The following is a 20334-nucleotide window of genomic DNA, read 5'->3' on the forward strand; positions in this document are numbered from 1 at the left end:
CGGCATGGCTTTTTTTCCGTTATGCAATTGTCATTATGACGTTAACTGAGCATGCTGTCAGCGGTTCAGCCAAGGACGGCTGCCGTTGTTTCTCTTTTTCTTCGTGCTGGGCGCTACCGTGCGAATAACTGCTTTCTTGCCCTTTTTGCGGGGCTTTGAAGATTTTGCCGTGCCGGACGTGCCAGTCAGCTCATCCTCCCGCTTCCCTCCGCAGCCGCAGTCGTCTTTCCCCTTGCTTGCCGGCGAGACAGGAGCCGCATTATTGGCCCAGCCTGGATACGGGTAGCCGGTAGGATAGCTATTCAGGTATGCGTTCGGGTTGCTGTTAGGATAGCCGTTCGGATATCCTTCATATCCCGGCGGCGGATACATCGCCGATAAGCCCGACATACTGTGGGAATTGGCATATGGCGAGATCATACCTGGGTTCGGCGCATTCGAAAGCGGCGAGATCATCCCCATGTTAGGCCCGATATTGGCTGGTGAAACAGCCGTATTTTCCCCCATGCCATGGTAGGAGGGATTCCCGCCATAGCCCCAGTCTGGTCCGGCCCCATACGGCATAATGGATGGATTCGCATAGTTGGACATAAACGTTCCCGGCGGACAATCGTACGGATACATGGAAGGAGTCTCCGAATATGGCGCCAGATTAGGCTCGGCATTGGCGCTGTATGGCATTACACTGTTTGGCATGCCGTAAGGTTGAATATTGGGGGCATTGGCCTCCGGATAATTTGGAAGGTCATAAAGCGACATAACGTCGGAAGATGGCATGCCGTATTGATGGAACAAGTCGATGCTTTCCATATACTCTGAATTGGATGCTTGAATTTTTTTCTCAATCGGCTTTTCAATAGGCAGCGGTTTTTTGCCGGCGTACGGCTTCACTTTCGTCGCTGGTTCACTGGACAACGGCGCAATGTTCTCATTCGGCCCTGCATTGGATGCCAATGGACCAATATTACCTGTAGCGAGTGGCGCAATGTTGTTCGACGACAGCGGACCTACATTGCCCGTGGACAGCGGCGCGATGTTGTTCGACGACAGCGGACCTACATTGCCCGTAGACAGTGGCGCGATGTTATTCGACGACAGCGGACCTACATTGCCCGTAGACAGCGGCGCGATGTTGTTCGACGACAGCGGACCTACATTGCCCATCGACATTGGCGCATAGTTGTTCGACGACAGCGGGCCAACGTTGCCCATCGGCATTGGCGCATAGTTGTTCGACGACAGCGGGCCAACGTTGCCCATCGACATTGGCGCGTAGTTGTTCGACGACAGCGGGCCAACGTTGCCCATCGGCATTGGCGCATAGTTGTTCGACGACAGCGGGCCAACGTTGCCCATCGACATTGGCGCGTAGTTGTTCGACGACAGCGGGCCTGCATTACCCATGGACAGCGGCGCTGCGTTCGAGGATAATGGCGCTACTTTGCCTGTACCCAGCGGAGCAGCTTTGGACGCTAACGGAAGTGTTTTTCCTGTTGCCAAAGGAGCTGCGTTTGATGCTAGCGGGCCAATATTGCTGTTCGCAAGCGGAGCAATATTGCTGTTCGCCAATGGGCCGATATTGCTGTTCGCAAGCGGAGTAATATTGCTGTTCGCCAATGGACTGATATTGCTATTCGCAAACGGAGCAATATTGCTGTTTGCTAGCGGACCTACATTGCTATTCGCAAATGGACCTACATTGCTGTTTGCCAATGGACCTACATTGCTATTCGCAAGAGGCGCAACATTATTTTCAGCTAATGGGCTTACATTTGATGATAGCGGCAAGGTTTTTCCGGTAGATAACGGCTCTTGCTTCTTGGCTAGCGGCTCGACTTTCTTAGATGCCAGAGGCTCTACTTTAGTGGCGAGCGGTTCTACTTTTTTCGCAAGCGGTTCAATTTTCTTCTCGGCTAACGGCTCTACTTTTTTCGCAAGCGGCTCAACTTTCTTTTCGGCTAACGGCTCTACTTTTTTTGCAAGCGGCTCAACTTTCTTTTCGGCTAGAGGTTCGACTTTCTTTTCAGCTAATGGCTCAACCTTTTTCTCCGCAAGAGGTTCTACCTTAGCTGTAGGCGGCTTCGGTGCTGGTGCAGGCGGAACTGGGGACACAATTGGCGCGGTCGGTTTTTTCTCCGTGACAGGAGCAGTGTTTTTCTTCTCCGTCACAAGACCTGTAAAAGTTTTTCCAACCACCGACGGGGCAGTGGACAATTTGCCAACTATGCCCTGAACACCTTGCTTGATCGATGAAGGATGCAGCGGATGCGTAGATGTTTTGCCGCCCATGTTTTGTTGAGTTACGGTCGGCGGTACTTGCGCATCGGCTTTAGGTATGTTTACAACTTCTCCTGTCAGAAGCACATTAGGGTTTTTGAGATGAGGGTTCGCATGAATCATTGTGGCCAGCGGAACTCCCCAGGCTTTGGACAGCTTCCAAAGCGTATCCCCTTGTTTGACGATATGCTGATGCATAATCTCCATTCCATTCACTCCATTCTGTGCAGTAGGGGTCGATGGAATCTTTAGCTTTGTTCCAACTTCCAGCACATCAGGATTCGTAATGCCCGGATTGAGCTTCAAAATTTCCTCGAGCGGCACATTATACTTCTGACCGATAAAGTATAAGGTATCGCCACTTTTGACAATATGGATTCTCACTCGCCGATGACCTCCTGTCACGTTCTGAATAACTTGGCAAGGCTAATGCCCGTTATCAATCTCTACATCCTATGCAGATCATGGGCTGGTGTCTCCACTTTCTTGAAAAAATTAGTCACTCGACTAATAGTTGCACATGGGTGCTGAGCAATTGGACGAGAACAAGCAGGCGGGAGATGAGGTACTAGTTTGTGAGTGCGAGGGGTAGTGTGCCGGTTAAGCCGACTTAAAGCTCAAAGTACAGGGGATATTGCTTATTTCGCGGTCAGAGTTCCATTAACAGTGCGAATAACGTTAGACGGCGGCCAAATTCAGCGAAATACGAGCTGTAACCGCGCCTTACACAGCTAATTCGCCGAACTCACAGTTATTCTCGCTCTAGCGTTGCCTGACAACGTTAGAAGACCAAATTCAGCGAAATACGAGTTGTAACCACGCCTTACACCGCTAATTCGCCGCAGTCACAGTTTTTTCCGCTCTAGCGTTGCGTGACAACGTTAGAAGACCAAAATCAGCGAAATACGAGTTGTAACCACGCCTTACACCGTTAATTTACCGCAGTCACAGTTATTTCCGCTCTAGCGTTGCGTGACATCGTTAGATGACCAAAATCAGCGAAATACGAGCTGTAGTCGCGCCTTACACCGTTAATTCGCCGAACTCACAGTTATTTCCGCTCTAGCGTTGCGTGACAACGTTAGAAGACTAAAATCAGCGAAATACGAGCTGTAACCGCGCCTTACACCGCTAATTCGCCGAACTCACAGTTATTCTCGCTCTAGCGTTGCGTGACAACGTTAGAAGACCAAAATCAGCGAAATACGAGTTGTAACCACGCCTTACACCGCTAATTCGCCGAACTCACAGTTTTTTCCGCTCTAGCATTGCATGACATCGTTAGATGACCAAGTTCGACAAAATGAGAACTGTACCCATTACAAAAAACAACCCTTCGCCGCATGCCGATAGTTTGTGCCTCGCACAAACATCTCTACATACAATCAAAGGGTTGATTGTTACCTAATACCATGCCCAGCCTACTCGAAGACCTTCACACCGTCTACAGTGACGATGCTGCGGAACTTCTGCAGCAGACGGTTGTAATTAGACCGGCTTGTCAGGAATACATCTTGCGGCCGGCTACCTCGCGCACGGCGATGCACCTCCGCAAAAGTGAACTATCGTAAATTAAAGCAATTGCTCATACGAAAAGCTCGGGTAGCATCCCAGAACTCGAATCGAACAGCCAATCGCTTCAATCTCTTCCAGCGCCGCAGGCAGCAGAACCGAATCAAGCGACATCTCGATCTCGATATAGAAGTAGTAGTTGCCCAGCTTCTTCTTCGTAGGGCGGGATTCAATCCGCGACAAGTTGATTCTCCGCCATGCGAAGGCGGACAATACTTGATGCAGCGCGCCCGGATAATCCTCGGGCAGCGTCACCAGTATGCTGGTCTTGATGCGGTCCGACTTGCGGGCCGTATATGGCTCGGTGCCGACCAGCATAAAGCGCGTATAGTTGTTGTCGTGATCGGTAATCTCTGTCGCAAGCAGATCGAGACCGTTGTTGGCAGCGGCAATGCGAGTGCCGATTGCCGCAATGCCTTCACCGGGATGGTCACGCACGATGCGGACCGCCTCAGCTGTGCTGCTCACATGCTCCGTCTCCACGTTAGGCATATGCTCTCTTAGATACTGGAGGCATTGAGCCATGGCGACAGGGTGGCTGATTACTTTTTTGATCCGGGAGAAGTCCAGCTCCCCCGCATCGTTCTGCAGCTCTGACCGTCTGCTGATCAGGTTCTGGATGGACGGGTACACCCATTCCGCCTGCATAGGCAGATCTACCTCATGCACCAGCCAATCCATATGGAGGCTTACAGAGCCTTCAATTGTGTTTTCGATAGGGATGACACTATAATCGCTAATGCCGTTGACCGTGGAGTTGAATACATCCGCAATAAGGCGATGATACTTCCACTCCATCCGGTCTTCACCGGCAAACAAATGCTTGGCCGCTTCATCCGATACGGAGCCGGCCGGCAACAAAGCTATTGTCTTCATGCTTTTACTTCTCCTTTAATCCGGTCCAGCAGCGTAATAGAAACTGTCGATCCCGCTCCGCCGCCAATAGGGCCTTCTTCGACTGTCACAACGGGACCGCTCGTGCAAGGCGCAAGCCAAAGCGTCTCTGCCTCGATGCCTTCCTTCGCCAGCGTCCCTTTCAAAAATTGCTCAAGCGTCGCCTTATCCGGGCTGTTCGCATCAACAAATGCGATCAGCGTCGGCCCCGCTCCGCTAAGCGCCGCGCCCAGCGCGCCAAAGTCGACGGCACGCTCCAAAATCTCCGCCATGCCAGGAATTAGCGCTGCACGGTAAGGCTGGTGCAGCCGATCCTGCATCGCATGGCGGATCAAGCCGAGCTCGCCGCTGGCCAGCGCCGCAACAAGCAGCGAGCTGCGGCCGACGTTAAAGACGGCATCGGCCATTGCGATCCCAGAAGGCAGCGCATGACGCGCCTTCTCCGTCTCCAAATGGAACGCAGGGATGGCGACCAGCGTCTGCAGCCGCTCATTCGGCTCAATCCGCACATGCTGCGCCGCTGATCCGTCCCAAGCGGATACGACAATGCCGCCGAATAGCGAAGCGCCGACATTGTCGGGATGCCCTTCCAGCTCCGTCGCCAGTTGGAACAGCTTATCGTCGCTAAGCGGACTGCCAATTAGCGCATTGGCTGCGACGAGCGCGCCGACGATCGCGGAAGCGCTGCTGCCGAGTCCGCGCGCAAGCGGAATGTCGCTGTACATCGCAATATGCAGCTCAGGCACTTCTACGCCTGCTTCGTTGAAGACCAGCTGTGCTACCTTATAGAGCAGATTGGATTTATCTTTAGGCAAGCCATCCATTCCGTCGCCATAATATTCGAATGTTGTCTCGCCCGTTTTGGACTCCGACATTTCAATCCATGCATACAGGCTCAGCGCCATGCCAAGCGTATCGAAGCCCGGTCCCAGGTTGGCTGTGCTTGCAGGTACTTTTACGATTGCTTTGCGATCCTTCATCCGCTTATCCTTCCACCCTGTACACGCTCTTCACTTTATGGACAACATCCAGCGATTCGAACGTATGAAGCACCTTCTGGATTGCGGCTTTGCTCGCATCATGCGTAATGATAATAATTTCGGCTTCCGGATTTGTCGGGTTCGGCTGCTGCAGCACAGACTCCAGGCTCACTTCGGCTTCCGCGAACACTTGCGTAATGCGCGCAAGCACGCCCGCACGGTCAGCTACATGAAGCAGCAAGAAGTACTTCGAAGAAATCTGTTCGTCAGTCTTCAGCTTTGTTTCCTTATAAGCGATGCCGCTTTGCTTGCCGTTCACGCCCAGTTTCAGGTTTTTCACAACAGCAACCAAGTCCGCAACGATCGAAGTCGCCGTTGGCAGCTCGCCCGCTCCCGCGCCATAGAACATCGTCTCGCCAACTGCCTCGCCATACACATATACGGCGTTGAACACACCGTTCACTGAAGCGATCGGATGCGAATGCTTCACCATAGTCGGCTGCACGCTGATGCTGATCAGATCGTCTTGCCGCTCCGCGATGCCAAGCAGCTTAAGCTCGTAGCCCAGACGCTTCGCGTACAGGATATCTTCTTTGCTGACTGCGGAGATGCCTTTCGCCGACACATCCTCAAGGTTCACGTTGGTACGGAAGCCCAGCGTCGCCAGAATCGTCATCTTGCGGGCTGCGTCCAGACCCTCAACGTCGGAAGTCGGATCGGCTTCAGCATATCCAAGCGCCTGCGCTTCCTTCAGCACATCGGCGTAAGCTGCGCCTTCTTGGCTCATTTTCGTCAAAATATAGTTTGTTGTTCCGTTCACGATACCCATAATCTTCGTGATGCGGTCGGAAGAGAAGCCTTCCACCAGCGTACGCAGGATCGGAATACCGCCCGCTACGCTCGCCTCATACAGCACATCGCAGCGGTTCTCCTTAGCCTTGGCCAAAATCTCCGGTCCATGCAGCGCCATCAAATCCTTGTTCGCCGTCACCACATGCTTGCCCAGCGAAAGCGCCTCAAGAATGTACTCCTTCGTATGCCCGATGCCGCCCATCACTTCAACGATCACATCGATTTCCGGATGACGGATTACCTCCCACGGATCTTCTGTCAACTTATCCTGTGCAATCGAGATGTTACGCGACTTGCTCTTGTTCTGCACAAGCACCTTTTCAATTACGATGGAAGACCCTGCTTGACTTTGCAAATCCTCTTGATGCGCCTCCACGATGCGCACAACGCCTGTCCCGACTGTACCTAGACCCAACAAACCCACTTTAACCGGCTTCATATATTCCCTCCGTTGCTTTCGTTATTTATCCTCGTCCGATGATGGATGCCTTGCGCACGCCTGGTTGGCGGCGAAGCAGCTCCATCAGTTCTGTTGCGTCACCTGCGACCTGAGAGACATCGATAGATAGCACTACGTTAGCAAATCCCTGCAAAGGTATGCTCTGATTCATCGTCAGTACGTTGCCTTCCTGGCTGGCTACCAGCGCAAGCACGCTCGACAATACCCCAGCCCGATGCTCCAAATCCATGGAGACGGTAATAATCCGCTCTTGCGTAATTTCATTCAACTCGTACACGCCGTCCTTGTACTTATAGAAGGCGCTTCGGCTAAGGCCGGCTCGCTCTACGGCCTCGTGTACGGTCGCCGCGCTCCCGCTGCTGAGGAGCGACTTCACCAGTATGGTTTTCTGTATCGCTTCCGGCAATATATCCTCCCGAACGACATAATAGCGATCAGCCATCCCAGTCCTCCTCAAAAAGACAATTGTACACCTATAGTGGACATTATATCGAAATAAGCAAGATGCGGCAATAGGCTGGAAAGAAAAAAAAAGACGACTCCCGTCGTCTCTTCTCATCAATCGTATGGATTGTAGTCGCTGCCTTCAAAAAATTCAAAAGCAAAATCCGCTACCGATACCATATCGCCGTCTTTCGCTCCCGCTTTGCGAAGCGCTTCGTCAACGCCGAGCTTCCGCATAATCCGGGCGAAGCGCATAACCGCATCGTAGGAGTTCAGGTTCATCCGCTTCATCATGCGGGCAATGCCTTCGCTCTCCACCACGAACACTTCATCTTCACGACGAATCGTAAACGTAATTTCGTCCTTCTTCTCGTAGCTGTATACTTTGCGTTCCTCGATCTCTTTGACCTCTTCGACTTCCGCTTGCACAGCGACCGTATCCAGAATATCAGCCGCTTTGTACAAGAGCTCCTGAATGCCTTGCTTCGTCAAGGATGAGATCGGCACGATCTCGTATACCCGTTCGCTGCCGGACTCCTCCAGCTGCTGCTTGAACAGCTCCAGCTGCTCAGCCGCCTCAGGCATGTCCATTTTGTTGGCCGCGATGATCTGCGGGCGTTCTGCCAGCTTCTCATTGTACAGCGACAGCTCCGAATTGATCTTCTGCCAGTCTTCGTAAGGATCGCGTCCTTCGGAAGCAGCCATATCGATGACATGGATAATCACGCGTGTACGCTCGACATGGCGAAGGAATTCATGGCCCAGTCCGACGCCCTCATGTGCGCCTTCGATCAGCCCCGGCAGATCCGCCATTACAAAGCTGCGCCCGTCGCCTACATCGACAACGCCCAAATTCGGCGTTATCGTCGTAAAGTGGTACGCGCCGATCTTCGGCTTGGCGCCGGAGACAACCGACAGCAGCGTGGATTTGCCTACGCTTGGAAAGCCGACGAGTCCGACATCGGCCATTACCTTCATCTCCAGCACAACCCAGCGCTCTTCGCCTTCCTCACCGTTCTCGGAGATATAAGGAGCCGGATTAGTTGCCGTTGCGAATCGGATATTGCCGCGGCCGCCGCGGCCGCCCTTCGCCACGACTACCTGCTGCCCATGACGCGTCAAATCCGCAATGATCTCCCCAGTATCATCGTCAATAATGACCGTACCCGGAGGAATACGGACAATGGTGTCCTCCGCACTCGCCCCGTGCATCCCTTTAACCTTGCCGCGCTCTCCGCGCTGCGCTTTGAAATGCTTCTGATACCGGAAATCCATCAGTGTGCGAAGGCCTTCGTCTACACGGAAGATCAGGTCGCCGCCATGACCGCCGTCGCCGCCGGCCGGACCGCCGTTCTCCACATATTTCTCGCGACGGAACGAGACGATACCGTCACCGCCGTCGCCGCCTTTTACAAATATTTTTGCCTTATCGACAAACATGTCTTGCCTCCGTTCAGGCGCGCATTTCCGCCCTTAACAGCATCTCGGAGAAGTTCTGCACGGAGCCGACAGGCTTCAGCGGCGCACCCTCCAGCTGCTGTTTTATTTTTTGACTCCATTGGTGTTCATTCATCAATTCGCCTTCATAATAGAACGATGCATACAGCGCATCCTCGTCCGCGCTCAGTTCCAGCCTAAGCACAGAGAGACCAGCGCTATCCGACTTCACCGCGAACCGGTAAGCGTTAATCGTATGTATGATCGTCTCCGCCACAGCTTCGCCATCGAGAGACAGCTCGTTCAATTGAAGATCTCCCTTAACATCCACTTCCAGCGTCAGCGAATTGGTAACCGTCCTGAAAGATTGAATAAAGCTGATGAGCGATGGAGAACCAAGCTTCGCAATGGCGCTTTCCGCAGCCATTCTTTCTCTTATTTTCTCCACATACCCGATCGTCTTATCCAGCTTTCCCATTCTGGCATAGCCGAAGAGAACCTGAAGGTCGTTCATCCAATCATGACGGTGATGGTTCAAAGTGCGAATACTGGCATTCTGCATGGCTCCGATTGTTCTTGCAAGCCGCTCCTGATGTTCCTTGCGTTCCTCGCGGATCCAGTACGCCGCGCTGGCGACCAGCCAGATGAGGAACAAGGCTGTCAGCCATACTTTGCCCGTCCAGATCAATGTGGCGCTTCCCGGCAGCAAGATGGATGCCGCCGCGTAATGCTTCGCTGTCCTAAAGCGTCCCATTCGCAAGAACCTACCTTCACCCTAAATGTACTAGCCCATCCAGTATACCATGGCTATCCAGCCCGGTCATCTCTTTAAATGACAAAAGCCCCGTGCCTAGCAATGCCGGCCGGGGCTTGATCGGAATAGTCTATTCCGCCGCAAAACGTACGCTGCGCCGCCTCGGAAGACGGCGCCAGCCGTTTACGTTGTTGTCTTAAGCTTCTACTGCCGCAGCTACTGGAGCTTGAGCAACAGGGTATACGCTCACTTTTTTGCGATCGCGTCCAAGGCGCTCGAACTTCACGACGCCGTCCACTTTTGCGTACAGCGTGTCGTCTTTGCCGATGCCCACGTTAGTGCCTGGGTGGATCTTCGTTCCGCGTTGACGGAACAGAATGCTTCCTCCAGTCACGACTTGACCGTCAGCACGCTTAGCGCCAAGGCGCTTGGAGCGGGAGTCGCGTCCGTTCTTCGTGGAACCTACACCTTTCTTCGAAGCGAATAGCTGAAGATTCAGTTTCAACATGGTGTATCCCTCCTTCTTAAGTTGTTGCCTTGCAGGTGGATCGGCTTATTGCAGCCGATCCTGTATAACGACGTGCTTGCCGTATGATGTAGCGATCGTCTCGAGCATAACCGCCATCGATTCAAGCAGCAGCTGCATGCGGGCATCCGCCTCCGCATCGGGCAGAACCGGAATATCCGACGACAGCCAGCCGTTCTTCATCGTGCACGGGAGCTCGATCCCCGCCAATGTCTCAATCGCATTCACCGTGCCGACCGATACTGCCGACACGCCGGCACAGACAATGTCCTTGCCGGGCTTCGCATATTTAGCATGTCCTTCGACCGCAAATGATACGATGCGCCTGTCAGTCTCATTACGTACGAATGTAACGTTAATCATCGGAGCAATCCTCTTACGCTTGGATTTTCTCGATCGTTACTTTCGTGTAAGGCTGACGATGACCTTGCTTACGACGGTAGTTCTTTTTGGCTTTGTATTTGTAAACGGTGATCTTTTGGCCTTTGCCGTGTTTCTCGACTTTGCCAGTTACAGTAGCGCCGGATACAACCGGAGCGCCAGCAACCAATCCGTCCTTGCCGGATACGGCCAGAACGCGATCGAACGTTACGTTTTCGCCTTCGTTGCCGTCCAGTTTCTCGATGTAGATTACATCGCCTTCCTGAACTTTGTATTGCTTGCCGCCAGTTTCGATAATTGCGAACATTGTGGTGCACCTCCTTATTTTCGAAGACTCGCCTGATGTCGGTGGCGCAGAGCCGAAGCCTGCACGCTTCTAGAACCTAATCGGAGCGGTACCTGTACATTCGCACCAGATGATACGGAACATACACCCAAACAGTTTATCACAACCGCAAATCTATTACAAGCTATTTCCTTCGATGAAAGAAAGCTTCCTGCCAGACTTAATTGCCGCGGCCGCAGGATTTGCATACGCCGTTTATCTGGCGGATCGCATTATCTCTAGCTTTCTTGCGCGTCAGCTCCATCAGGCCCAGCCTAGTCCACCCGACGATCGTGCATTTGGTGCCGTCGCGCCTTGCTTCCTCTGTCATCTTGTTCAAAATTTTGCTCTTGCTGTCTTCCTGCTGCATATCGATAAAATCAATAATGACAATTCCCCCGACATCCCGAACGCGAAGCAGCCTGGAGATGAGGACGGCCGCCTCCAGATTGGTGCGGAACACGGTATCCTCCAGATTATCCGTTCCCGTATACTTCCCTGTATTAACATCAATAACGGTGAGCGCCTCCGTCTCCTCCCAGATCAGGTAGCCGCCGTTTCTCATCGGAATTCGTCTGCCGAATGCCTCCTCGATCTGAGCGGAAACCCCGAATGATTGGAACAGATCACCCGTATTTCCGTCCGGTGTATAGAGACGCAGCCGCTCCTTCATCACAGGGGCCATATCCCTCAGCAGCCTGCTCGCTTCATCGAGCCGCGACGGACTGTCGATCCATACCTCATCGATATCCAGCATAAGCGAATCTCGCACAACGCGGTGCATAAGACCGGCTTCGCTATGCAGCATGGCTGGCGCCTTGGACTCAGCCGCTCTTGCTTCCACCGCCCGCCATAGATCGCGCAGCTTGCCCACATCCGCATCCAGCGATTCCTCGGCTTCGCCCTCCGCAGCCGTTCGCATAATGATGCCTTCGTCATCGCGGCGCAGCCGCTCTCCAAGCACGCGCAGGCGCTCCCGCTCCGCCTCGCTGCCGATCCGCTTGGAGACTCCGACATAGCCTGCACTAGGCATGTAGACCAGCCATCTGCCCGCCAGATTGAAATGGGTCGTCACGCGCGCTCCCTTGCCGCCAAGCGGGTCCTTCACGACCTGCACTACAAGCTCCTGCCCTGGCCATGCAATATCGGCCACCGCCGGTTTCTGCTTTGGCTGCTTGTCCGCATGCGGATGAAGCATATCATCTATGTACAAAAAAGCGTTTTTGCCAAGGCCGATATCTACGAAAGCCGCTTCCATGCCTGGCAGGACATTAACCACTCTGCCCTTGTACACATTGCCGACAAGGCTGGCGCCGCCGGTTCTCTCCATAAAAAACTCGTCCAGACAGCCGTCCCTGAGCACAGCCGTCTGCAGCGCATCCCCCTCAATATGCATCAGCATTTGTTTCATCCATTCCGTCCCTCCCAGCAAGCCTTTTCTCTAGTTTAACTGAAAAGCTCGCTCACTGCACGGTGCGGACTATATCCCGACAAGCAGCCCTCCACAATCCTGCCCTCCGTTAGCACCAGCAGGCCCGAAGAAGCAGGATCCATCACATAGACAAGATGATATCGCTCCCTGCTGAACAGCCTTGCTACAGACAGAATGGACTGTGTTCCGCTCACGATAATCGGGCTGACCGGCTTGCCCGAGTCGGCTGCCCCGGAGACAGCGTTGCTGCGGTGCGTCAGGAAGCGGTAAAACAAATAGGGGATATTGCGGTGGTACGTCCAATTCGACAGAAAGAGAAACGAGCCAACAATAAGAAGATTCAGCTGAATCCCCTTGCCCCCGAGGAGGGGAAGAAAAGCAGCTGCCAGCATAAGTACGCTGAATGCGAGGCTAAGCCGGGCAGACCACACCAGCATCCGGTAATAATTCATCATATAGCTAAGAAGCGCCTGCAGCAGCTTGCCTCCATCCAACGGATAGATCGGCAATAGATTGAACAGGGCAATCATAAGATTCGCCCCGCTTACATAATGGGCCCATGCCTCATCCCATATCCCCGCGGCGCCAAGGCCCCAGGCAAGCGCGCCCATCCATACATTTTGCAGAGGACCCGCGATCGCTACAATCGCATCCTCCTTGGCCGAGATGCCGCCTGCCTCCTCTACTTCTGCAACGCCGCCAAAGGGGAGAAGCTTCACCTCCCTGATTGTCCAGCCGAAGCCCTTGGCCGCCACGACATGTCCGAGTTCATGTACGAAGACGATAATAAAAAGCGTAAGCAGCTCGGCAAAATATCCTGTTACAGCAGATGCCAGCATGACGATGACAAACAAGGGATGAATAGACCAGCGGATGCCCTTCCACTTAATCAATCGGTATCACGTCCAGCGGGTCCATGTAACGATCCTTCTGCTTCACTGCAAAGTACAGGAAGCTGTGACCGTCACGCCCGGCCGGCTGAAGCTTGCCGATGGTTTGTCCCGCCTCGACCCAATCATTGACGGTTACATTTACCGCAGCCAGCTTGCCGTATATAGTCGTCCGCTCGTTAGCATGCTGAATCAATACGCTGTCTCCTTGAGCGGAAACCTGTATCACCCTGCCAGTCTCCGCGGCCGCCACGGGCGCTTCAGGATCGCCCGCGAGCTCTACGCCGTTCAGCAAATCTGCGAAGGTCCGCACGACTGTCGCGCCTTCGAGCGGCGAGACGACGGGCCCCTTGGGCTGGCCGTCCACCAGCGCGGCTTGACCGCTGCTGCCTCCGAAGATCGGAATAAAGGAAGGCGATCCCGCGAACATATCGTTATACCAAGAAGCGACGGATGCAAAATCAATTTCGCTAGACATCGCTTCCGAGACAAAAGCTTGCCCTTTTGCCGTCCATGGATAGTCATTTTCGAACATGGCCCAGATTCCCCCGAATAAGGCGGCCGATATAGCGAATTTCCATGCCAAGTCATTCCGAATTCTCTTCCAGCCGCTTACCCGAGGCGGATCAAAGTCATCCGTATGCTGGGATTTGACATAGCTCCGCGCTCCCCCTTGCCCCCTCTCCTCATCCCAAGCTGCCCAAGGATTCGGATTCTGCTTCCACGCCAGCTCCGGGTCCTGCGATCTCGCCTTTCCCTTATCGGAGACGGGAAGCTCCGCGCCATCCCTATAGGATAAATCTGATTGCTTCTTCGGAAGCGGCTCCTCGTGAAGCGTATTGCTGCTCTGACTTCCCCTTCTTGCGCCCGATCCCCATTCAACAGCTGGCTTATCCGCTTCATACTCGTTCTGCGACTCATTATAATGATGGAGCAGGCTTCTGATTTTTGCATGCCTGCGCTGCTTCACGTCATCTCTAAGTCCCATGGCTTGTCCTCCCCGAATCGGCGGCTATTCCCGCTGCCGCCCATATCTCTTCACTCATAATTATGATCGGAGGCAGACAAGTATTCGCGTGCACGGAAGCAGCTGAACGCAAAAAAAGCATCGATTGCCGGAGCGCAAGCTCAGCAATCGATGCTTTGATCTTTATAACCTAATTATCCGCCAGCTCATATACTTCCTGGTGAGCCTTGATACTGAATACCAGTCCGATGGACAGCATGTTGAGCAGAAGCGACGTGCCTCCGTAGCTAATGAACGGCAGCGTAATGCCGGTAATCGGCATAAGCCCGATCATCATGCCGATGTTCTGGAAGATTTGAAAGACGAACATGGAGACGACCCCTATGACGATGAATGAGGCTCGCCTGTCATAACACTTGAAGGCAATCATAATCATCCGATAGATCAGCAGGAAGTAGAGCAGCAGCAGAATTGCAGCCCCTTGGAACCCGAACTCCTCCCCGATAACGACAAAGATCGAATCGGAATACGTATAAGGAACGAATCCCCCGTTCTTCATGTCCCCTTGCAGGAACCCATCTCCGCTTAAACCGCCGGAGCCGATCGCAATCTGCGCATTGAGCGATTGCCGCCTTGCATCCGCGCTCGCTTCGCTTGGATTAATGAAGGTATTGATCCGCTCATACCAGTGCGTCTTCTTGTGGCTCTCCAAGTATTCTTTGATTTCCGTATTGAAGCTGTTGAACACAAAAACAAACAGCATGACGCTGCCGACGACGATGGCAAGACCAATCGCGACATGCGTATATTTGATGTTGCCGATCCACAGCATGCCGATTACGATAACCAGATAGATGATGGCATTGCCAAGGTCAGGCTGGATCATAACCAGCAGGAACGGCAGGAAGACGAACGCTCCGATCGTGATAATGTCGTTCGTGAAGTTCAGCTTATCGCCCTGCCGCCTGCCCATAATGTAAGCAATGCCGATAATCAGAATGATCTTCATCATTTCTGCCGGCTGGAAGTTGATCGACTCCCCTAATCTGAACCATCCTTTGGCACCGTTGATCTCGGCTCCAAAAAAGTAAACCAGAATAAGCAGCGCTACTCCTAAGCCGTAAAATACATACCAGAACTTCAGCACGATGCGGTAATCGAACAGCACCGATACAATGGCAACAACAAAGCCAAGTCCAAAGAAAGCCAGCTGCTTCATATCATTGTTGTGATACATTGGATTGTTGGCTGTCGCGCTGTGAATCACAAGCGCGCTAATCCCCATCAGGCAAGCTAGAATGATAAGGATGCCCCAATCCAACTTTTTCAGTTTGTTAAGCACAAGGCAATCATCCTATTCCCAGGAACTTGCGGAACCGCTTGAAGGCACCCGCCTTTTCGTCCAGCACCATCAGCGGCACCATATCGCCCAGAATGCGGCGCGCAATATTGCGGTAGGCGATCGCTGCCCTGGAAGCCGGATTCATGACGGTAGGCTCTCCGTTATTGGCCGCTGAAATAACCTTATCATCATCCGGCACAATACCCAATAAATCAATGGCTAATACTTGGCAGATCTCATCGATATCCAGCATTTCGCCGTTCTTTACCATCGACTGGCGGATCCTGTTAATGACCAGCTTGGAAGGAATCTTCTCGCCCTCCAGCAAGCCGATGACGCGGTCCGCATCGCGAACGGCGGCATTCTCCGGCGTCGTCACCACAATCGCGCGGTCAGCTCCCGCAATGGCATTACGGAATCCATGCTCGATTCCTGCCGGACAATCGATAATGATATAGTCATGATCCTGCTTCAGCTCATGCACCATGTTCCGGATTTGATCCGGCTTGACGGAATCCTTGTCTTTCGTCTGAGCAGCGGGAAGCATATACAGCTCATCGAACCGCTTGTCCTTGACAAGCGCCTGACTCAGGCGGCAGCGTCCTTCCGCAACATCAACCAAATCGTATATAATCCGATTCTCAAGGCCCATCACAACATCCAGGTTGCGAAGCCCGATATCGGTATCAATCATGCACACTTTTTTACCGAGCAGCGCCAGCGCTGTTCCGATATTGGCCGAGGTCGTTGTTTTGCCTACTCCGCCTTTGCCCGATGTTACCACGATCGCTTCTCCCATGCTCTACACTCCTTTAAACATTATAGGATTATGCCTGATTCGGAATAACTGAGACAGCTTATCGATCTGCATCTGACCTTCTTCCAAATAAGCGAATTCCATCGCAGCGTCTCCGGTCAGCCATTCCTCCGGCGGCCTGCTCACGACATCCGCTATGCGCAGCTGCGTCGGCTTCATTAGCGATGTGGCAATGACGACATCCGTCCGTCCCGCTATGCCCGCATGAGCCATCCCCTTCAGCGCACCCAGTATATAGATATCCCCGGTACACAATATTGTGCCGCCCGGATTCACGTCGCCGATCAGCAAGAGATCGCCTTCATGCTCCAGCGTCTGTCCCGAGCGTACGATGGACGTGATGACTTGCAGCTTGGATGTGCCCGCTGTATGGTCCGCTGGCTCCGGCAAATCCGATTCCATCGAGCCGATAATCAGATTGCCTTGAGCCCGGATTATGCTTGCAAGCTGCTCCTTCTGCTCATCGGTTGCCGACCTGGAACCCAGCTTAACGTGAATATGTACAAGCGGTCCGGTCAACAGCTGCTGATGAGTCTTCTCCAGCTTATATTGCAATTCGGCTACCAGCGCTTCGAATTCGCATTGATCGTCGAGAAGGAACAATAGACCTTCCTTGACGCCTTTAATCATAATATGTTGCTTCTCGGTCACAACCGTCCCTCCCCAACCTAATGAATTCTTGCTAGCCGTGCCGAAATCCTGCAATTAGACAAACGAATTATTCTTCTTCGCCGTCAGGCATAGCCTTGCTGCGAGATTCGAAAATGCGTCTAACCGGAATATAGCAGGCAAGTGCGAATGCGAGTTGAAGAAACAGGCTTGGCAATATATGATTCAGCAGCGCCCATGCGTAGGAAGCATCCGTAATCCGAAACACCTTATAAATGTATAGCAAAGCCGTATCGTACAGAATACAAGCAAAGCCGATTACCGTCAGCGCCATCATCACCGTCACGCGCTTGCGCTCCAGCAGCACGCCTGTAAAATAGCCGATCAGACCCATCATGAAAAAATGGCCGCCGATCAAGTGGCCGTAATAAATCAAATCCTGCAGCAAGCCAAATCCTGCCCCAAGCATCAATGCCTGATGCCGATTGCCGTAAAGCGCCGAAAAAAGCACAATAACAAAAATAAAGTGCGGAATGATCCGATCGCCGTAGCCGGCCGGAATAATCCAAGGCATGATGGCGCCTTCGATTAGAAAGAGCAGCAGCATAAGGCCAATTATCCGATTCATGCTCATTCCAGTTCCTCCGGCGACTCAGGAGGCTGAACCACGAATACCTCCGTCAGATGGTCAAAGCTGGCGGACAGCTTAACCGAAGCGGTGTATGTCAGGCCGAAATCGCCGACCTGCTTCGACTCTACTGTACCCACGCGGAGCCCGCGCGGATAGACGCCGCCGAGACCGGATGTAATGACCGTATCGCCGATCTCCATCTTGTCCGTCTCCGCGATCTTTGTCATGACCAGCATGCCGGTTTCACGATTATAGCTGCTCAGAATGCCGAACGATTCATTCTCCCGTCCCTCTATGGTAGCGGCAATGGAATTGAACGCGATCGATACTTCATTCAGCTCAGTAATCGGAGTAATGGTCGACGTATAAGGCGTAACAGAGCTGACCAGGCCAATGAGCCCGTCAACCGTCGTTACCGCCATATTCGGCTTGATGCCGTTTTTGGAGCCCAGATTAATCGTCATCGTACGGCTATTCGCATCATTGCTGACGGAAATCACCTGTGCGATCAAATAATTGTAATTGTACATCTGCTTCTGCTGTTCGGTGAAATTAAGCTCCCGCTGCAGACGCTCATTATCTTTCTTAATGAAGTTGTACTCCACCTTGTCACGGGCGTAAGCTGCCGCCAGAAGACGAAGCTGCTCGTTCTCCTCATAGACTTGGCGCATGTTGCGGATATCCTCAAAGAAGCCCGCTATATAACCAGCGGGCTTGTAGAACCATTGCTGCGCATAACCGGTTGTATCTTTCAGAAACTTCTCCGGCCAGCTCAGCTCCTTGCGATCACTTAATGAGAAGCCGATGATCGCAATGAACAATATCAATCCGATCATAAGCATGAATACTCGCTTATTCCTCATTAGATTAAACAGCCCGATCACCTGCCCATCCCTTATCCATTCCTGTTAATCGAACCTGCCGGCCTAGCGCTTGGAGCGTCCCGAAGAACCTCTGTTCTTGAACAAATGAATGTTCTCCAGCGAACGTCCTGTACCGATAGCTACACAATCCAGCGGATTATCAGCTACGATAACCGGCATTCCTGTCTCGCGCTGCAGCAGCTTGTCGAGATTGCGCAGCAGAGCCCCGCCTCCGGTAAGCACGATGCCTCTGTCCATAATATCTGCGGACAGCTCTGGCGGACATTTCTCCAGCGTAATCTTGACCGCATCCACGATTGCATTAATGGTATCGGCCAGCGCATCCGTAATTTCATCCGATGTAATCGCAAGTGTCTTAGGAAGACCCGATACCAGGTCACGGCCGCGGATTTCCAGCGTCTCCGGCTTCTCCAGCTGAAGCGCCGAGCCAATCTCCATCTTCAGCTGCTCCGACGTTCTCTCGCCGATCATCAGATTATAGAGCCGCTTGATATACTGGATGATTGCGTCATCCATCTCGTCGCCCGCCACGCGGATTGAACGGCTGGTAACAATGCCGCCCAGAGAGATAACCGCTACCTCGGTTGTACCGCCTCCGATATCAACAACCATACTGCCGGTTGGTTCCCATACCGGAAGATCCGCGCCGATGGCCGCTGCGAACGGCTCCTCGATAATAAAAGCTTCACGTGCGCCCGCTTGCTTCGCTGCATCCTCTACTGCTCTCTGCTCAACCGCGGTTATGCCGGAAGGCACGCAAACCATTACGTTCGGATGCTTCGGGAAGAGCGACCGCTGCTTCTGCGCGGAACGGATGAAATACTTGATCATCGTCGCCGTAGTATCGAAGTCGGCGATAACGCCGTCCTTCATCGGTCTGATAGCGCGGATATTGCCCGGCGTTCTGCCGATCATTTTTTTCGCCTGCTCGCCAACCGCTTCAATTGTTTTTGTATCAGTACGCAGAGCGACCACCGATGGCTCTCTTACGACAATGCCTTTTCCTTTTACATAAACAAGAGTATTTGCCGTCCCCAAATCAATTCCCAAATCTTTCGAAAAACTCCCAAACATGTTCTTGCTCCCTTCTCATTACGACAATCCCTTATATTATATTACAGATGGCCTAGCTCCTTCAAACTGATGAATCTGCCATCTCCAATGACCAGATGGTCGAGCAGCTCGATACCGACCAGCTGGCCCGCCTCCGCCAATCTCCTAGTCAAAGAGATGTCCTCCGGACTAGGCGCAGGATCGCCGCTTGGATGATTATGCGCGCATATAATAGATGCGCTGTTATATTTGATCGCTGCCCGAAACACTTCTCTAGGATGCACAAGCGATGCGTTAAGCGTTCCTACTGACAATGTTTCCCGGGCAATAATGTGGTTTTTGGTGTTGAGAAACATACATACAAAATGCTCTTTCTTGAGGTAACGAAGCTCTTCCATAATGAAGTCGGCAGCATCCTTCGGTCTTCTCACCGTTGTCACGTCGCCCAGCTTGCTCTTAGTAATTCGGCGCCCAAGCTCAATGCCCGCGCGAAGCTGGAGCGCCTTGGCCGGACCGACACCGGGGATGGCTGTCAGCTCTTCCATGCTCATGTCCATCAAATTGCGCAGACTTCCACATTGCTTTAGAATCGTGCCTGCCACAAGAACGGCAGATTGATTCCGGGTGCCTGTCCGCAATAATATAGCCAGCAATTCCGCGTGGCTCAAAGCTTCTGCCCCATATGTCATCATGCGCTCTCTCGGACGTTCTTCATGGGGGACATCCCGCAAACCTGATGTATGCGCAACCATGTCCCTAACCTGCTTTCTTGTTCAAATAATCATTCTTCATTGTTCGGCAACAGGC

20 protein-coding genes are annotated in these 20334 nt (G+C 52.8%); all 20 read right to left on the reverse strand.

The annotated features are described in order from the left end of the window. Window positions 1-57: 57 nt before the first annotated feature. The 20 genes from D3P09_RS05365 to radC all read right to left on the reverse strand — a co-directional run bounded on the left by D3P09_RS05365 (window position 58) and on the right by radC (window position 20279). The gene (locus D3P09_RS05365; protein WP_120107813.1) at window positions 58-2661 is read right to left on the reverse strand and encodes a LysM peptidoglycan-binding domain-containing protein; all 2604 of its coding nucleotides are present in this window, start codon (window positions 2659-2661) and stop codon (window positions 58-60) included. A 1188-nt stretch (window positions 2662-3849) separates the two neighbouring features. After that, window positions 3850-4725, reverse strand: coding sequence for a prephenate dehydratase (gene pheA / locus D3P09_RS05370; RefSeq protein WP_120107815.1), 876 nt, complete (start codon window positions 4723-4725; stop codon window positions 3850-3852). Then, on the reverse strand, window positions 4722-5723 hold the full coding sequence (gene thrB / locus D3P09_RS05375) for a homoserine kinase (protein WP_120107817.1): 1002 nt from the start codon (window positions 5721-5723) through the stop codon (window positions 4722-4724). Before thrB ends, pheA begins: the two co-directional genes overlap by 4 nt. A gap of 4 nt (window positions 5724-5727) precedes the next feature. After that, a complete protein-coding gene (locus D3P09_RS05380; protein ID WP_120107818.1) occupies window positions 5728-7014 on the reverse strand; it encodes a homoserine dehydrogenase in 1287 nt (428 codons plus the stop codon). Between the two features lie 25 nt (window positions 7015-7039). Then, window positions 7040-7477 (reverse strand): ACT domain-containing protein, encoded by a 438-nt coding sequence (locus D3P09_RS05385; protein ID WP_120107820.1) that lies wholly within the window; start codon window positions 7475-7477, stop codon window positions 7040-7042. A gap of 116 nt (window positions 7478-7593) precedes the next feature. Then, window positions 7594-8919 (reverse strand): GTPase ObgE, encoded by a 1326-nt coding sequence (gene obgE / locus D3P09_RS05390; protein ID WP_120107821.1) that lies wholly within the window; start codon window positions 8917-8919, stop codon window positions 7594-7596. 13 nt (window positions 8920-8932) lie between these two features. After that, entirely contained in the window at window positions 8933-9670 is a 738-nt protein-coding gene (locus D3P09_RS05395; RefSeq protein ID WP_120107823.1) for a Spo0B domain-containing protein, read from the reverse strand. Between the two features lie 196 nt (window positions 9671-9866). Then, entirely contained in the window at window positions 9867-10178 is a 312-nt protein-coding gene (rpmA, locus tag D3P09_RS05400; protein ID WP_120107824.1) for a 50S ribosomal protein L27, read from the reverse strand. 45 nt (window positions 10179-10223) lie between these two features. Beyond that, complete coding sequence (locus tag D3P09_RS05405) at window positions 10224-10559, reverse strand: ribosomal-processing cysteine protease Prp (RefSeq protein WP_120107826.1); 336 nt, start codon at window positions 10557-10559, stop codon at window positions 10224-10226. A gap of 13 nt (window positions 10560-10572) precedes the next feature. Beyond that, entirely contained in the window at window positions 10573-10884 is a 312-nt protein-coding gene (rplU, locus tag D3P09_RS05410; protein WP_120107828.1) for a 50S ribosomal protein L21, read from the reverse strand. A 199-nt stretch (window positions 10885-11083) separates the two neighbouring features. Beyond that, entirely contained in the window at window positions 11084-12313 is a 1230-nt protein-coding gene (locus D3P09_RS05415) for an Rne/Rng family ribonuclease (RefSeq protein WP_243643911.1), read from the reverse strand. A 35-nt stretch (window positions 12314-12348) separates the two neighbouring features. Further along, a complete protein-coding gene (locus tag D3P09_RS05420; RefSeq protein ID WP_120107830.1) occupies window positions 12349-13227 on the reverse strand; it encodes a M50 family metallopeptidase in 879 nt (292 codons plus the stop codon). Next, window positions 13220-14212 carry a M23 family metallopeptidase gene (locus D3P09_RS05425; protein WP_120107832.1) on the reverse strand — a complete coding sequence of 331 codons (993 nt, stop codon included), beginning with the start codon at window positions 14210-14212 and terminating at the stop codon, window positions 13220-13222. The genes D3P09_RS05420 and D3P09_RS05425 overlap by 8 nt, the downstream gene beginning before the upstream one ends. Before the next feature lie 169 nt (window positions 14213-14381). Then, a complete protein-coding gene (locus D3P09_RS05430) occupies window positions 14382-15533 on the reverse strand; it encodes an FtsW/RodA/SpoVE family cell cycle protein (RefSeq protein WP_120107834.1) in 1152 nt (383 codons plus the stop codon). Window positions 15534-15540: 7 nt separating this feature from the next. Further along, on the reverse strand, window positions 15541-16332 hold the full coding sequence (gene minD, locus D3P09_RS05435; RefSeq protein WP_120107836.1) for a septum site-determining protein MinD: 792 nt from the start codon (window positions 16330-16332) through the stop codon (window positions 15541-15543). A 3-nt stretch (window positions 16333-16335) separates the two neighbouring features. Then, window positions 16336-16980 (reverse strand): septum site-determining protein MinC, encoded by a 645-nt coding sequence (gene minC / locus D3P09_RS05440; protein ID WP_120108550.1) that lies wholly within the window; start codon window positions 16978-16980, stop codon window positions 16336-16338. 88 nt (window positions 16981-17068) lie between these two features. After that, window positions 17069-17593, reverse strand: coding sequence for a rod shape-determining protein MreD (mreD, locus tag D3P09_RS05445; RefSeq protein WP_120107838.1), 525 nt, complete (start codon window positions 17591-17593; stop codon window positions 17069-17071). Then, the gene (gene mreC / locus D3P09_RS05450; RefSeq protein ID WP_207892442.1) at window positions 17590-18453 is read right to left on the reverse strand and encodes a rod shape-determining protein MreC; all 864 of its coding nucleotides are present in this window, start codon (window positions 18451-18453) and stop codon (window positions 17590-17592) included. The genes mreD and mreC overlap by 4 nt, the downstream gene beginning before the upstream one ends. A gap of 63 nt (window positions 18454-18516) precedes the next feature. After that, window positions 18517-19548, reverse strand: a complete 1032-nt coding sequence (locus D3P09_RS05455; RefSeq protein WP_120107841.1) for a rod shape-determining protein — start codon at window positions 19546-19548, stop codon at window positions 18517-18519. Window positions 19549-19589: 41 nt separating this feature from the next. Beyond that, window positions 19590-20279 carry a RadC family protein gene (gene radC, locus D3P09_RS05460; protein ID WP_120107843.1) on the reverse strand — a complete coding sequence of 230 codons (690 nt, stop codon included), beginning with the start codon at window positions 20277-20279 and terminating at the stop codon, window positions 19590-19592. Window positions 20280-20334 lie beyond the last annotated feature (55 nt).

Origin of the sequence: Paenibacillus pinisoli (genome assembly GCF_003605435.1) — a bacterium.
GTDB lineage: Bacteria > Bacillota > Bacilli > Paenibacillales > Paenibacillaceae > Pristimantibacillus > Pristimantibacillus pinisoli.

Bases quoted from the DNA above. Each gene is read 5' to 3' on its own strand.
- pheA (WP_120107815.1), bottom strand. From the start codon at position 4,725: ATGAAGACAATAGCTTTGTTGCCGGCCGGCTCCGTATCGGATGAAGCG.
- thrB (WP_120107817.1), bottom strand. From the start codon at position 5,723: ATGAAGGATCGCAAAGCAATCGTAAAAGTACCTGCAAGCACAGCCAAC.
- D3P09_RS05380 (WP_120107818.1), bottom strand. From the start codon at position 7,014: ATGAAGCCGGTTAAAGTGGGTTTGTTGGGTCTAGGTACAGTCGGGACA.
- D3P09_RS05385 (WP_120107820.1), bottom strand. From the start codon at position 7,477: ATGGCTGATCGCTATTATGTCGTTCGGGAGGATATATTGCCGGAAGCG.
- obgE (WP_120107821.1), bottom strand. From the start codon at position 8,919: ATGTTTGTCGATAAGGCAAAAATATTTGTAAAAGGCGGCGACGGCGGT.
- D3P09_RS05395 (WP_120107823.1), bottom strand. From the start codon at position 9,670: ATGGGACGCTTTAGGACAGCGAAGCATTACGCGGCGGCATCCATCTTG.
- rpmA (WP_120107824.1), bottom strand. From the start codon at position 10,178: ATGTTGAAACTGAATCTTCAGCTATTCGCTTCGAAGAAAGGTGTAGGT.
- D3P09_RS05405 (WP_120107826.1), bottom strand. From the start codon at position 10,559: ATGATTAACGTTACATTCGTACGTAATGAGACTGACAGGCGCATCGTA.
- rplU (WP_120107828.1), bottom strand. From the start codon at position 10,884: ATGTTCGCAATTATCGAAACTGGCGGCAAGCAATACAAAGTTCAGGAA.
- D3P09_RS05415 (WP_243643911.1), bottom strand. From the start codon at position 12,313: ATGAAACAAATGCTGATGCATATTGAGGGGGATGCGCTGCAGACGGCT.
- D3P09_RS05425 (WP_120107832.1), bottom strand. From the start codon at position 14,212: ATGGGACTTAGAGATGACGTGAAGCAGCGCAGGCATGCAAAAATCAGA.
- minD (WP_120107836.1), bottom strand. From the start codon at position 16,332: ATGGGAGAAGCGATCGTGGTAACATCGGGCAAAGGCGGAGTAGGCAAA.
- minC (WP_120108550.1), bottom strand. From the start codon at position 16,980: ATGATTAAAGGCGTCAAGGAAGGTCTATTGTTCCTTCTCGACGATCAA.
- mreD (WP_120107838.1), bottom strand. From the start codon at position 17,593: ATGAGCATGAATCGGATAATTGGCCTTATGCTGCTGCTCTTTCTAATC.
- mreC (WP_207892442.1), bottom strand. From the start codon at position 18,453: ATGAGGAATAAGCGAGTATTCATGCTTATGATCGGATTGATATTGTTC.
- D3P09_RS05455 (WP_120107841.1), bottom strand. From the start codon at position 19,548: ATGTTTGGGAGTTTTTCGAAAGATTTGGGAATTGATTTGGGGACGGCA.
- radC (WP_120107843.1), bottom strand. From the start codon at position 20,279: ATGGTTGCGCATACATCAGGTTTGCGGGATGTCCCCCATGAAGAACGT.